We start from the raw sequence: 13,937 nt of genomic DNA on the forward strand, positions 1-13,937 counted from the left end.
TACCAAGTCAGGTCAACGAAAAGAGTGCTCTAACCAAGCTTTTATATGGTTGCGTTAAATCTCACATAAATATTTAGGAGTAATTCTGTGGATGCTAAATCCTTTGATATCGAAAGCCTGACACCTGAATTGCAGCATCGCGTAAATTGCTTTGAAGCTAATAAAACTGCGTATGTCGATCTGCAAAGTGAGCTCGTGGAAGTCACGCAAGAGAACCAACGTCTGCTACAGAAAGCCGCTGAACTTGAAGGGCAAGCTAATCGTACTGATGCGTCTTGGAAAAGGCTCGCAGGAATGGGGGGGATCGACCAGGCCAAAGTCAACGAAGAAATTGAACGCGCCGAAAAGCTTAGAAAGGAAGCCAAAGCCATGCGTGCCACTGTTGAGGCGCGGGCCAGTCTTGAGAAAAGTTTGATTCTGCAATTGGCAGAGGCGCGTAATAAATTTGGCAATGAGCATAATTCACTTAATAATGCGTATTGGCAAGCCCAGCTTGCAAGTATGCTTGCCCGTGACGGCTTGCGCGAAGAGCTGATGCAAATTTTTGCATTGTCCAGAGCGCTATCTATCCGCGATCTGGAAGTGAATGACGGTTTGTTGCGTAACTGTAACGGCTCGCGTGAGAGAGAAGAAAAGAAGAATGAACTTGTCTGGAGGGCATTCGGGAAAGAGTTCGAGAAGCTGTTCGGCGGTGCTGAGAAGGTCGCGCCACCGCCAGCCTTGGTTACTGTTCCTGGTTCACTCTCGAAAGAGGTGGCAGTGAACTCGCCCGCTGCGTTGCACAAGCTCAAGACCCTGAGCGCCAAACCCTGAGCCTACCCCCCACCTGGCGAGCAAAGCTGGTAGCACGATAGCTGCCGGGGCCGAGTGATCGGCCTCGGTGGCATTCGCGAATTTTTCGCAGTGTCCTTTAAGCGAGCCAAACTCATCATTCGGCGTCGCCGCAATCACCCCCTGACGTGCAGTTGAGTGCAACTGCCCAATCCCTAGCGTCAGGCCTGAAACCCCTGCAACCACGGGCTGCGCTCGATTCATCAGCGCCCATTGGATCAGAAAAAACAACGCCAAAATTGAGCGGTGTATTCTGAAAAAATCCGAGCGCACCCCTACTGCCATTGAGTCTAATGCCGCGGAGCGCGGCTACGAGCTGCCAGTTTCTCGTGCAATGGCTTTGCATTCCATTGCAAAACTTTGCACTCAGTGCAATAGCCGATCAGCTGCCAGAGCCCGTAGCGGACCTGGGCTGGGCGTTCAATTGCACTACCCACGGCCATTGCACTTTTTTGCGACGGGTAGTGCGTCGGCGGGAGGGGGATAAGTGATTTTTCAGTCCCAATTTTTTTGGCTGGCCTCTTGCGCCTATGGGTAGGGAACCACTACGAGCGCGTGATGCGCTAGGGCCCGACTTGGCCACGAAAAGCCCTGCGTGGCAGAGCATTTCTTCGTTCGACTTAAGGAGATTGTAAAAGCCTATAGATTTGGGTAATGATGCCATTTAGATATCATTTCGATATCGATTCAGGGAATGATGAAAAATGAGACTTCATAAACTAGAAATATCTGGATTTAAGCGCATCCACTCTGCGACTGTTGAGTTCGGCGAAGCGACATTCTTGATTGGGGCGAATAATGCAGGGAAGAGTTCGGTATTGCAGGCAGTAGAGTGGCTGCTATCGGCTAAGACTGTAATGGACCAGTCGTTCTATTGCTCAGAAGCTGATCCAGAAACCGGTGAAAATAAGATCACGTGTAAAACTATAACTCTCGAAGCTGAGTTCCGTAACGTTCCTGATAAGTCATCTGACTGGAGAGGATTCAAGGGCAGAGTCTTTACTTATGATCCAGGAGAATCAGGGGAGACAGGGAAGAGTATATTTTATCGGAAGACATATGCGCTGGGAGAAAGCGTTGTTACAGAGCTGAAATCCTTTGCGCGTACTCTCAATGAGAATTTCGCAGCAGTTACCAAACCGATGGATTTATTGGAGCGAGGTATTGACGAAGCGGTTGTTAGAGAATTATTCAAAGATGTGGATAAGAAGATTGGTGCCGCCGATCGTGCCAAGCTAGAGTTGATCGACGAGATATGGGACGTTTCAGAGGAAGAGGTGTGGGACAAAAACCCTGGTGGAATTAGCGGGGTGGTGCTTTCAAAATTACCCAATTTCTTGCTCATACCGGCCGAGTCGTCATCTCACGAGTTCGACAAGGCAGGTGTTTTACACAAAACTCTCAACGAACTTTTCAAAGATGTAAGAGAAACCTCCGAGCACTTCAGGACTGCTCAAGATAGTCTGAATCGTCTTGCGAAGGAGCTTGATCCTTCCGACGAAGCTTCGGAATTTGGAAAGATGATGCAAGAGCTGAACAAAGTCCTGAGTGGAGTATTTCCAGAATCGAGGATTTTTGCTACTGCAGATCTTTCCGGGCCAGAATCTCTCAACCCGGTCTTCGCGATTGAGATGTCGAGTAACATACGTACCACCATCGCTAACCAAGGTACGGGAATGGTACGAGCAGCGGTGTTCGGGCTTTTACGGTTCCGTCAGCAATGGCTCAAAAAAAGGGGCGGGAATGATGATCGTGGTCTCATAATAGGCTTCGAAGAGCCAGAAATATTCCTCCATCCAAGCGCAGCAAACCAAATGCGTGATTTGATTTACGAACTCTCGGGAGGTACATCTCAGATCGTTGCTACTACCCACTCTCCATACCTAATCGATTTGGCGAGAAGACCGAAACAGGTTTTGAACCGATTCCATTATGAACAAGGTCACTCCACGATACATGCTTTCTCAGTTTCCGAGAAATTTAGAGAGCTTCAAGGGAATGATAAGGATCAAGTAAAGATGCTTATTAAACTTGACGATCATGTGTCGCGTATATTCTTTACTCGCAAGGTGGTTGTGGTGGAGGGGGATACTGAGGAGGTTCTTATAAAAGAAGCTATCCGTAGGATGACCCCTTTGCAACGAGCTAAGATCCTGTCTGGTAGCGAAATAGTTAAAGCAAGAGGCAAGGCTGCAATAATTGGGTTGGTCAAATACCTTAAAGCGTTAGATGTAAATTTCTTTGTGATTCATGATAGAGATCAAGGTACCGCCGGCGCCGAGGTTTTTAATCAGCCAATTGCTGATGCTGTTGGAGACAACGAAAAGATCACAATGCTTCATGAATGTGTTGAAGATTTAATCGGTTATGCTGCTCCTACCTCAGAGAAGCCGTTCAAAGCATATCAAGAGACATTAAATTGGGAGGAGAATTGGGAGGGGGTCCCGCAAACGTTGAGAGATGTAATGGCGAAAGCGTTTAGTCCTTATGTCTAGTTAGTGTTTCGTATCCGCTCGATAACCAACACTAGGTTTGAAAGGTGGGCAGTCAAAGCCATGCAAACGTTGATCGGCACGGATGAGAATTCTTGAGCAGATCGAATGCAACTGGATGATAAGTGCAGTTCTGTAGCCCACTTCTGATACAGCGCGGGAGTGTGTCTGCGTTGCAGGGAGGGGCACAGACAGTAGCTCCTTCTTGCTCAAACCTGAGCTCGCCCCTGTGCTGACTCTCTGCTGCTGCCTGGTCAGACCTGCGTTTGATTTGTGCTAGGGGTAGGGTGGCCCACTAGGCAGCACACCGGGAGGATTGGAAACGGGGACAAAACGGGGAAAAACAGGAGGCTAAAACACAAATGGCTTACGCGGATTAGACGTAAGCCATTGATTTTATTGGTGGGCCCACACGGACTCGAACCGTGGACCAAAGGATTATGAGTCCTCTGCTCTAACCAACTGAGCTATAGGCCCTCAGCAGGTGCGCAGGATTATAACGAGGGTTTCGATAGCGTGCCATCCGAAAGATCCGTTTGTGCTATGCGAAGAAAGGTCGCCGCGAACTCGTTCGGTGGCAGTGGCAGGCTGACGATGTAGCCTTGGATCTGCTCGCAGCCTTCGGCGGCCAGGAAGCGTTGCTGCGCCTGGTTTTCCACGCCTTCGGCAATGATCGTCAGCTGCATGCTACGGCCCAGGGCGATGATGGCGCGGGCGATGGCGGCGTCGTGAGGGTCATCGGGCAGGCCGCGGATGAACGACTGGTCGATCTTGAGGATGTCCAGCGGCAGGCGCTTGAGGTAGCTGAGCGAGGAATAGCCGGTGCCGAAGTCGTCGATGGCCAGCTGCACGCCCAGCAGCTTGAGCTGGTGCAGCACGCTCAGCGCTTCCTCGGCCTGGCTCATGATGAAGTTCTCGGTGATCTCCAGCTGCAGGTCGCCGGCCTTGAGCTGGTAGCTGCGCAGCAGCTGCTCGATGCGCCGGGCCAGATTGGGCTGGCGCAACTGGGCGCCGGCCAGGTTGATCGAGAGCGGGCCGAAGGCGTGGTAGGCCTTCTTCCAGGCGTGCATCTGCCGGCAGGCCTGCTCCAGCACCCAGTCGCCGAGCTGCAGGATCGTGCCGTTCTCCTCGGCCAGGTGGATGAACTGCTCGGGCGGCACTTCGCCGAAAGTGGGATGGGTCCAGCGGACCAGCGCCTCGGCGCCGACCAGGCTCTGGGTCTTGAGGCTGAACTTGGGTTGGTAGCACAGGCTCAGCTCGTTGCGCTCGATGGCGCGGCGCAGCTCGTGCTCCAGGGCGATGCGTTCGCTGGCCTGGGTGGTGAGTTCGCGGGTGTAGGCCTCGACGCGGTTACGACCCTTGGCCTTGGAGCGGTACATCGCGGCGTCGGCGTTGCGGATCAGGCTGGCGACATCGGTGCCGTCCTGCGGGTACAGGCTGATGCCGATGCTGGCGCTGGTGAAGAACTCGTGCTCGCCGGCCTGGAACGGTGCGTGGAAGCCTGCCAGCAGCTTGTTGGCGATGGCGCTGGCATCACTGGGCTTGTGCAGGCCGGGCAGGAGGATGATGAACTCGTCGCCGCCCAGGCGGGCCACGGTGTCCACGTCGCGCACCTGCTCCTTGAGGCGCTGGGCGATGCCCTTGAGCAGCAGGTCGCCCACCGGGTGGCCGAGGCTGTCGTTGATGTGCTTGAAACGGTCGAGGTCGAGGAACAGCACCGCGCCCTGGCGGTTGGATACCTGGGCACAGTTCAGTGCAGCCTGCAGGCGGCTTTCGAACAGGGCGCGATTGGGCAGGCCGGTGAGCGGGTCGTGGTGGGCCTGGTAGTCGAGCTTGGCCTGGGCGTGCTTGAGGCTGGAGATGTCGGCGAACACGGCGACGAAGTGGGTGATTTCGCGCTCGTGGTTGCGCACGGCGCTGATGGTCAGCCAGCCGGGGTACAGCTCGCCGTTCTTGCGCTTGTTGAAGATCTCGCCCTGCCAGTGGCCCTCGGCGGTCAGCTGGTGCCACATGGCGGCGTAGAAGGCACTGTCGTGCTGGCCGGAGGCGAGCAGGCGCGGGGTCTGGCCGAGGGCTTCGATCTCGCTGTAGCCGGTGATCTCGCTGAAGGCGCGGTTGACCGCGCTGATGCGCTGGTCGGTGTCGGTGATCAGCACGCCTTCGGCGGTGTTCTCGAACACCGTGGCGGCCAGCTGCAGCTTTTCCTGCATCAGGTGGCGCTCGGTGATGTCGCGGGCGATGGTCAGCATGCAGTCGACGCCGCCGATCGGCAGTGGCCGGGCGGACAGCTCGCAGAGACGGATCTGCCCGTCACTGCGGCGGATGTGGCAGCTGAAGTCGCGCACGAAACCGTCGCGCTGCAGTTGATCGACCAGGCGCTGGCGCTCGTTGAGGTCGACCCAGATGCCCAGGTCCAGCGAGGTCTGGTCGACCGTGGTGCTGATGTCGTAGCCGGTCAGGCGGCAGAAACCTTCGTTGACCTCCAGCAGCAGGCCGTCGCTCTGGCGCGACAGCAGCAGGCCGTCGGGGGAGGCGTGGAAGGCCTTGGCGAACTTCTCCTCGGAGGTCTGCAACTGCTGCTGGGTTTCCTTGAGCTGGCTGATGTCGCGGATCGCCACCACCAGTGCCGGCATGTTGTCCAGTTCGAAGGTTTCAGCGGATGTCAGGCCGGTGAACAGTTCGCCGTTACTACGGCGGAAGGTCATTTCCAGGTTGCGGATGCCGCCCCGGTGCAGGCGTTCGAGCAGCGCCGGGCCGGTGCCGGCCACACCCCATAGGCCGAGTTCGGTAGCGGTGCGGCCGATGACTTGCGCAGGATTGAGGCCGATCAGTTCTTCAAAGGCTTCGTTGACCTCCAGCAGGCAACCGTCGCTGTGCCGGGCAATGACCAGGATGTCCGGACACTGCTGGAACACCGAGGCGAACTTCTGCTCCGACAGGCGCAGGGCATCCTCGGTGTGCTTGGTTTCGCTGATGTCGATCATCAGCCCGCGCATCAGCGGCTTGTGGCCGTGCTCGATCATGCTGACGATGTTGCGTACCCACAGGGTATGGCCGTCGGCGCGGATCACCCGGTAATCGAGGCTGTGGTCGCGCCCGGCCGCCGTTTCGCTATCACAGTAGGCTTGCGCCCACAGGGCATCCTCCGGGTGCAGGATGCTGCGCCAGAAGCCGGGCTTGAGCCATTCGCCCGTGGGGTAGCCGAGCAGGTCCTCGGCGTGGGGCGAGACATAGCTGTAGCTGAAGTCGTTGGCATCGGCCTCCCAGGCCACCGCCGACAGGCTCTCGACCAGGCCACGGTAGTGATACTCGCTGCTGCGCAGTTCCTGCTCCAGGGCGATGCGCCGGGAAATTTCCGAGCTCAGGCGCCGGTTGATGCGGATCACCACCGCCAGGATGGCCATCAGCACCAGCACCGCCGGCAGGCCATAGAGCAGGACATCGTGCCAGAAGGTCCGTTGGTCGACGACGTTGCCCACCCAGCGTTGCTGGATTCGGCTGACTTCGCTGCTGCTCATATCGGCCATCACCTTGTCGAGGATGCCGACCAGCACCTTCTGCTGCCGGGGCACGGCCATGGCCAGCTGGTAGCGGTAGGGCGTTTCGCCGCTGACGTACAGGCCGTCCAGCTTGAGCTGGCGCAGGCTCCAGATACTCGAGGCGAGGTCGCCGACCACCGCGTCCACCTCGTCAGTGGCCAGGGCCTGCAGGGTCGAGCTGACGTTGGGCATGGCCACCAGGTTGAGGTCCGGGTGGTGGGTGCGCAGCAGTTCGTGGGGGGCGTAGTTTTCCACCACGGCGATCTTCAGGCCGTAGAGGTCCTTGAGGTTGCGCGGTTGCGCGCCGCCGGAGTGGGCGAGGATGACGATCGGGAAGTCCAGGTAGGGACGGGTGAAGGCCAGGTAGTTCTGGCGCTCCGGGGTGGACATGATCCCGGGGAGCAGGTCGAGGCGGTTGCTGCGCGCCTGTGCGAGCACTTCGGTCCAGCTGCTGGGCTCGATCGGCTTGAGGGTGATCCCCAGGCGTTCCTGGATCAGGGCGATGTAATCGGCGGCCAATCCCTGGTAGCGACCTTCCTGGTCGCGAAATTCGAACGGCGGCCATGAAGCATCGACGCCCAGGCGCAGCTGCGGGTGGGCGCTGAGCCAGGCTTGTTCCTCGTCGGTCAGGGTCAGGGCGCCGGCCGTTGTGTTCCAGGCGAGCAGGAGCAGCAACAGGAAGGCCGGCATCATGGGCATAGCGGCCTCTCGATCAGGGGGACTGATTCGAGTGTAGACGGCCATCTCGCCCGCTGGGTAGACAGTGGCAACGACCTTCTGTCACATAAGAAAAACCCCGGCCTGGGCCGGGGTTCGTCTTTACTCGTCGAGGAAGGAGCGCAGATGCTCGCTTCGCGTCGGGTGGCGCAGCTTGCGCAGCGCCTTGGCTTCGATCTGACGGATCCGCTCGCGGGTCACGTCGAACTGCTTGCCTACCTCTTCGAGGGTGTGGTCGGTGTTCATGTCGATGCCGAAACGCATGCGCAGCACCTTGGCTTCGCGCGCGGTCAGGCCCGAGAGCACGTCACGGGTCGCTTCCTTGAGGCTTTCGACCGTGGCCACGTCGATTGGGGACTGCATGGTCGAGTCCTCGATGAAGTCGCCCAGGTGCGAATCTTCGTCGTCACCGATCGGGGTCTCCATGGAGATCGGCTCTTTGGCGATCTTCAACACCTTGCGGATCTTGTCCTCAGGCATCTCCATGCGCTCGCCCAGCTCTTCCGGGGTCGGTTCGCGACCCATTTCCTGCAGCATCTGCCGGGAAATACGGTTGAGCTTGTTGATCGTCTCGATCATGTGCACCGGGATACGGATGGTGCGCGCCTGGTCGGCGATCGAGCGGGTGATCGCCTGGCGGATCCACCAGGTGGCGTAGGTCGAGAACTTGTAGCCGCGACGGTATTCGAACTTGTCCACCGCCTTCATCAGGCCGATGTTGCCTTCCTGGATCAGGTCGAGGAACTGCAGGCCGCGGTTGGTGTACTTCTTGGCGATCGAGATCACCAGACGCAGGTTCGCCTCGACCATTTCCTTCTTGGCGCGGCGGGCCTTGGCTTCGCCGATGGACATGCGGCGGTTGATGTCCTTGATCTCGGCGACGGTCAGGCCGGTCTCGGTCTCGAGGTCGATCAACTTCTGCTGGCAGGCAACGATGGCTACGTCCTTTTCACCCAGGGCGGCGGCCCACTTGGTGTTGCGCTTGGCCAGGTCACCGGACCAGGTCTGGTCGGTTTCGTTGCTCGGGAACAGGCGCAGGAAGTCGGCGCGCGGCATGCGCGCGTCACGCACGCACAGCTGCATGATGGCGCGTTCTTGCTGGCGCAGGCGGTCAAGGGCGCCGCGTACACGCTCGACCAGTACGTCGAACTGCTTCGGTACCAGCTTGATCGGCATGAACAGGTCAGCCAGGGCCTGCATGGCGCCGATGCTGTCCTTGTGGCCTCGACCGTGCTTCTTCAGCACCTTGAGGGTGTCGACCAGCTGATCCTTGACCGCACCGAAGCGCTGCGCGGCAACGACCGGATCCGGACCGCTTTCGGTCTCTTCCTCGTCATCGCTGTTTTCAGCGTTTTCGTCGTCGTCGTCTTCCTCTTCCTTCGCAGCGGCGGCCTTGGCACCTGGAATCGGTACTTCTTCGGTCGGCGCGGCGATGTTGTCGTCAGGGTCGATATAACCGCTGAGGACATCGGACAGACGGCCGCCTTCGACGGTGACGCGGTCGTATTCGCTGATGATGTAGTCGACGGTGCCCGGGAAGTGAGCGATGGCGCCCATGACTTCACGGATGCCTTCCTCGATACGCTTGGCGATTTCGATCTCGCCTTCGCGGGTCAGCAGCTCGACGGTACCCATTTCGCGCATGTACATGCGCACCGGGTCGGTCGTGCGGCCGATATCGGTCTCTACTGCCGCCAACGCTGCGGCGGCTTCTTCGGCTGCGGCTTCGTCGGTGTCGGCTTCCGCCAACAACAGGGCATCCGCATCCGGAGCACTCTCGAATACGTTGATCCCCATGTCGTTGATCATGCGGATGATGTCTTCCACCTGTTCCGGATCTGAAATATCCTCAGGCAGGTGGTCGTTGACCTCCGCGTAAGTCAGGTAGCCCTGCTCACGACCGCGGGTGATCAACTCTTTGATACGAGATTGCTGTTGCGCTTTTCCGGACATAACACCCTATCCACTGAAGGTCTTGGCGGGCAAAAAACAAGCCGAGGATTATACCCGAACCTGGACCTCACGCGCCAGATGAGGTCGGGTTTTGTGCGGGAACATTGCGGCTCAGCAAGGCGAGCAGCTGAGATTTTTCCTCTGTGCTCAGTTCGCTTAGACGCGCTTTCCTGAGCAGATGTTCCAGGCTGCGCTCGCGTTGGCGAGCGGACAAACTAGTTATAGTGTCGAAAAACTGTTGTTCAAGGTTGTCGGCATCGATCAACCACTCCTTTTCTGCCAGGGCGCGCAACAGGCGGCCCTGTTCGGTGCCGTGCCAGCGTGCGATCAGCTGCATAGAGCTTAGCTTAGGATTCTTCTGCGCGGCCTCGATCAGTGCCACCAGCAGCTGGCTGTACAATTGTTCTTCGTCGGCGAAGTGACTGGCGTCCTCGACCTTGCCGGCCAGCAACGGGTGGTGCAGCAGGGTGCGCAGGGCCGACAGCGTCGGCGGCTCGACCGGCGCCGGTACCCGTGGCGGGGCTTCGCCGCGCTGACCGTCGCGTTGCCAGGGCTTGCCGCCTTTCTTGTCCCACGGCTTACCGTCCCATTGTTTCTTGCCGCCGCCCTTGTTCGGCGTCCAGGGGCGTTGCTCCTGTTGCGCCGGGGCGTAGTCGGGCTGGTAGTGCAGTTCGCCATGGTCCGGCGTGTAGCTGGCCATTGCGTCGTAGTCGTAGCCGGGGTCGTAATCCGGCACGCTGGGCGTCGGTGCGCTCTGCGCCAACTGCTCCATCTGTTGCGGGTCGAGGCCGGTGATGTCCTTCAGGCGGTTGCGCATCAACTGGCGCAGATTGGCGCCCGGCACCTTTTCGATCAGTGGTGCGGCGAGGGTGACCATGTGCGCCTTGCCTTCCAGCGAGCGCGGGTCGGCCTCGTTGCTCAACTGTTCGAAGAAGTAGTCGGCCAGTGGCTGGGCGTGCTGGTTGATGCGGGCCTGGAAGGCGTCGGTGCCTTCTGCGCGTACCAGGCTGTCCGGGTCTTCGCCCTCGGGCAGGAACAGGAAGCGCGCACGGCGGCCGTCCTGCAGGCTCGACAGGGTCGCCTCCAGGGCGCGCCAGGCAGCCTTGCGTCCGGCCTGGTCGCCGTCGAAGCAGAACAGCACGCTGGGCACCACGCGGAACAGGCGCTTGAGGTGCTCCTCGCTGGTGGACGTGCCGAGGGTGGCCACCGCGTTGCGCAGGCCCTGCTGGGCCAGGGCGATGACGTCCATGTAGCCCTCGACCACGATGATCTCGTCGAGGTTGCGGTTGTGCTTGCGTGCCTCGTACAGGCCGTACAGTTCCTGGCCCTTGTGGAACACCGGGGTTTCCGGGGAGTTCAGGTACTTGGGCTTGTCGTCGCCCAGTACCCGGCCGCCGAAGGCGATAACCCGGCCACGGCTGTCGCGGATCGGGAACATCACCCGGTCGCGGAAGCGGTCGTAGCGCTTGCCGCTTTCGGCATTCTCGATCAGCAGGCCTGCGTCGATCATCACTTTCTGCTGCAGCGAGTCGGCGCCCAGGTGCTTGAGCAGGTTGTCCCAGCCCGGCGGGGCGAAGCCCAGGCCGAAGTCGCGGGCGATCTCGCCGGACAGGCCGCGGCCCTTGAGGTAGTCCACCGCCGCCTTGCGGGTGGCGTGGCCGCGCAGGGCCTGGCGGTAGAACTCGCTGGCCGCTTCCAGCAGCGGGTACAGCGGTGAATCGGTTGGCTGGCGCGGCTTCTGTCCGCGACGGCCTTCTTCCCGGGGTACTTCCATGCCGGCCGCGCGGGCCAGTTCCTCGACCGCCTGGGGGAAGTCCAGGTTGTCGTGGTCCATGATGAAGCCAAGCGCGTTGCCGCCGGCGCCGCAGCCGAAGCAGTAGTAGAACTGCTTGTCGGGGCTGACGGTGAAGGAGGGGCTCTTTTCCTTGTGGAACGGGCAGCAGGCGGACAGGTTCTTGCCGGTCTTCTTCAGCTGGACGCGCGAACTCACCACATCGACGATGTCGGTGCGGTTGAGAAGGTCATCGATGAAGCTCTGGGGAATCAGCCCGGCCATGGCAGTCTCGTCATCTGGCAGCTGGCAAGTCTAAACGCTTGTGCGCGGGTTTGGCGTGGGGTATCTAGCAGGAAGAGGAGTGTGCTCGTCACCAGCCCATGAAGGGCTCGTCAGAAAGGACGTGCACGCCTGGTCAAGGACCAGTTCTGACGCGTTGATGCAGGTTGCCCATGGCTTTTGCCGGGGCACCCAAGGCGCATGGCCAAGGGTTTGAAGCGACCGCTGCCATCAGCCCGGCACGAGGCCGGGCATGGCAGAAGCTTTGCGTAGAACGGCTGTACTTAGTACAGACGAACGGCGCGGCGCTGTTCGCGCTGAACCTTCTTGGCGTGACGCTTTACAGCGGCAGCGGCTTTGCGCTTGCGCTCGGCGGTCGGCTTCTCGTAAAACTCGCGGCTACGAACTTCAGCCAGTACACCGGCTTTTTCGCAGGAGCGCTTGAAACGACGCAGAGCTACGTCGAAGGGTTCGTTCTCTTTAACTTTGACGGCTGGCATCCAGGGCTACCTTAATTCATTACCGGGGTAGACGTGCTCCTGGCAAAACATAAGGTGTGCTGGAGAACGTCGGTTTTCAAGGGTTGCGGATGTTAACCCTTAGCTGGCCGGAATGCAAAGCCTCTGATCGAAAACCGCTGGTCGGCACCGGACACGGGGACTATCATGCGCGCCTTCGAATTCAGCCTCGACAAGGCACGGACCCATGCTAGTACTGGGATTGGAAACATCCTGCGACGAAACTGGCGTCGCATTATACGACAGTGAGCGCGGCCTGCTGGCCGACGCGCTGTTCAGCCAGATCGACCTGCATCGCGTCTACGGCGGCGTGGTGCCCGAGCTCGCCTCGCGCGACCACGTCAAGCGCATGCTGCCGCTGATTCGCCAGGTGCTGCAGGAAGCCGACTGCGTCGCCACCGAGATCGACGCGATCGCCTACACCGCGGGTCCTGGCCTGGTCGGCGCGCTGCTGGTGGGCGCCTCCTGCGCCCAGGCGCTGGCCTTCGCCTGGGATATTCCGGCGATCGGCGTGCACCATATGGAAGGCCATCTGCTGGCGCCGATGCTCGAGGAGCAGCCACCGGAGTTTCCGTTCGTCGCTTTGTTGGTGTCGGGCGGCCACACCCAGCTGGTGCGGGTCGATGGCATCGGCCAGTACGAGCTGCTGGGCGAGAGCCTGGACGACGCCGCTGGCGAAGCCTTCGACAAGACCGCCAAGCTGATCGGCCTCAATTATCCGGGTGGACCGGAAATCGCCCGCCTGGCCGAGCAAGGCACGCCCGGGCGCTTCGTGTTCCCGCGGCCGATGTGCGATCGGCCAGGCCTGCAGTTCAGTTTCAGCGGCCTCAAGACCTTCGCCCTGAACACCTGGCAGCAATGCCGCGACGCCGGGGACGACAACGAGCAAACCCGTTGCGACGTGTCGCTGGCGTTCCAGCAGGCGGTGGTGGAGACTCTGACCATCAAGTGCAAGCGCGCCCTCAAGCAGACAGGCCTCAAGCGTCTGGTCATCGCCGGCGGCGTGAGTGCCAACACCGCCTTGCGTGCTTCGCTGGAAGACATGCTGGCCAGCATCAAGGGCAATGTCTATTACGCCCGTCCACGGTTCTGCACTGACAACGGCGCGATGATCGCCTACGCCGGTTGCCAGCGCCTGCTGGCCGGGCAGCAGCAGGACCTGGCCATCAGCGTGCAGGCGCGCTGGCCGATGGAGCAGTTGCCGGCGGTGTGAGCCGCGCCGGGGTCATGCGCGCGCCTCAGAAATGGCGTTCGCGCCCGGCGAACAGGTCACGCAGGTTGTTGCGGTGGCGCCAGACGATCAGGATCGTCAACACCGTCATCGGCAACAGCGCTTCGGGCTCGCGCCAGGCCAGCAATGGCAGCGTCAGCGGCGTGGCGATCAAGGCTGCCAGCGAGCTGGTGCGGGTCAGGTAGAAGGTCAGCAGCCAGGCGCCGATGGCCAGCAGTGCGGCGGGAAAGTACAACGCCATGAGCATGCCGGCGGCGGTGGCCACGCCCTTGCCGCCCTGGAAACGGAAGTACACCGGGAACAGGTGGCCGAGCACCGCGCAGATGCCGACCCAGGCCTGTTCCTGCTGGTCGAGCCCGGCCAGGCGGGCCAGCAGTACTGGCAACATGCCCTTGCACAGGTCGCCGAGCAGCGTCAGGATCGCCAGCTTGCGGCCTGCCAGGCGTAGCATGTTGGTCGCGCCGGCATTGCCCGAGCCGCTGGAGCGCGGGTCGGGGCTGCCGCTGAGGCGGCTCAGGACGATGGCGAAGGACAGAGAGCCGAGCAGGTAGGCAAGCAGCGCCAGTGACCAAAACATGCTAACTATTCCGGGCGAGGACGCCC

8 protein-coding genes and 1 tRNA gene are annotated in these 13,937 nt (G+C 60.1%); 3 read left to right on the plus strand and 6 right to left on the minus strand.

The window, feature by feature from the left end; translation table 11 throughout:
- Window positions 1-87: 87 nt before the first annotated feature.
- The gene (locus ACZ899_RS21400; RefSeq protein WP_234561397.1) at window positions 88-813 is read left to right on the plus strand and encodes a hypothetical protein; all 726 of its coding nucleotides are present in this window, start codon (window positions 88-90) and stop codon (window positions 811-813) included.
- A 722-nt stretch (window positions 814-1,535) separates the two neighbouring features.
- Complete coding sequence (locus tag ACZ899_RS21405; protein WP_234561396.1) at window positions 1,536-3,326, plus strand: ATP-dependent nuclease; 1,791 nt, start codon at window positions 1,536-1,538, stop codon at window positions 3,324-3,326.
- Window positions 3,327-3,723: 397 nt separating this feature from the next.
- On the opposite strand, the gene ACZ899_RS21410 is transcribed toward ACZ899_RS21405, so the two are convergent.
- The 5 genes from ACZ899_RS21410 to rpsU all read right to left on the minus strand — a co-directional run bounded on the left by ACZ899_RS21410 (window position 3,724) and on the right by rpsU (window position 12,085).
- Window positions 3,724-3,800: transfer RNA gene (locus ACZ899_RS21410), tRNA-Ile, on the minus strand.
- 17 nt (window positions 3,801-3,817) lie between these two features.
- A complete protein-coding gene (locus ACZ899_RS21415; RefSeq protein WP_234561395.1) occupies window positions 3,818-7,561 on the minus strand; it encodes an EAL domain-containing protein in 3,744 nt (1,247 codons plus the stop codon).
- Between the two features lie 120 nt (window positions 7,562-7,681).
- Window positions 7,682-9,532 (minus strand): RNA polymerase sigma factor RpoD, encoded by a 1,851-nt coding sequence (gene rpoD, locus ACZ899_RS21420; RefSeq protein ID WP_234561394.1) that lies wholly within the window; start codon window positions 9,530-9,532, stop codon window positions 7,682-7,684.
- Between the two features lie 67 nt (window positions 9,533-9,599).
- Entirely contained in the window at window positions 9,600-11,588 is a 1,989-nt protein-coding gene (gene dnaG / locus ACZ899_RS21425) for a DNA primase (RefSeq protein ID WP_234561393.1), read from the minus strand.
- A gap of 281 nt (window positions 11,589-11,869) precedes the next feature.
- The gene (rpsU, locus tag ACZ899_RS21430) at window positions 11,870-12,085 is read right to left on the minus strand and encodes a 30S ribosomal protein S21 (protein WP_003255575.1); all 216 of its coding nucleotides are present in this window, start codon (window positions 12,083-12,085) and stop codon (window positions 11,870-11,872) included.
- Between the two features lie 205 nt (window positions 12,086-12,290).
- On the opposite strand from rpsU, the gene tsaD reads away from it, so the two are divergent.
- Window positions 12,291-13,316: a tRNA (adenosine(37)-N6)-threonylcarbamoyltransferase complex transferase subunit TsaD gene (gene tsaD, locus ACZ899_RS21435; RefSeq protein ID WP_203649916.1), complete on the plus strand. Its 1,026-nt coding sequence runs from the start codon at window positions 12,291-12,293 to the stop codon at window positions 13,314-13,316.
- A 25-nt stretch (window positions 13,317-13,341) separates the two neighbouring features.
- On the opposite strand, the gene plsY is transcribed toward tsaD, so the two are convergent.
- Entirely contained in the window at window positions 13,342-13,911 is a 570-nt protein-coding gene (gene plsY, locus ACZ899_RS21440) for a glycerol-3-phosphate 1-O-acyltransferase PlsY (protein WP_050703505.1), read from the minus strand.
- Window positions 13,912-13,937 lie beyond the last annotated feature (26 nt).

The sequence above is a fragment of the Pseudomonas sp. TE31087 genome (assembly GCF_057284075.1).

Excerpts from the sequence above, each read along its gene's own strand:
- rpsU (WP_003255575.1), bottom strand. The coding sequence starts at position 12,085 with ATGCCAGCCGTCAAAGTTAAAGAGAACGAACCCTTCGACGTAGCTCTG.
- tsaD (WP_203649916.1), top strand. The coding sequence starts at position 12,291 with ATGCTAGTACTGGGATTGGAAACATCCTGCGACGAAACTGGCGTCGCA.
- plsY (WP_050703505.1), bottom strand. The coding sequence starts at position 13,911 with ATGTTTTGGTCACTGGCGCTGCTTGCCTACCTGCTCGGCTCTCTGTCC.
- ACZ899_RS21405 (WP_234561396.1), top strand. The coding sequence starts at position 1,536 with ATGAGACTTCATAAACTAGAAATATCTGGATTTAAGCGCATCCACTCT.
- rpoD (WP_234561394.1), bottom strand. The coding sequence starts at position 9,532 with ATGTCCGGAAAAGCGCAACAGCAATCTCGTATCAAAGAGTTGATCACC.
- dnaG (WP_234561393.1), bottom strand. The coding sequence starts at position 11,588 with ATGGCCGGGCTGATTCCCCAGAGCTTCATCGATGACCTTCTCAACCGC.
- ACZ899_RS21415 (WP_234561395.1), bottom strand. The coding sequence starts at position 7,561 with ATGCCCATGATGCCGGCCTTCCTGTTGCTGCTCCTGCTCGCCTGGAAC.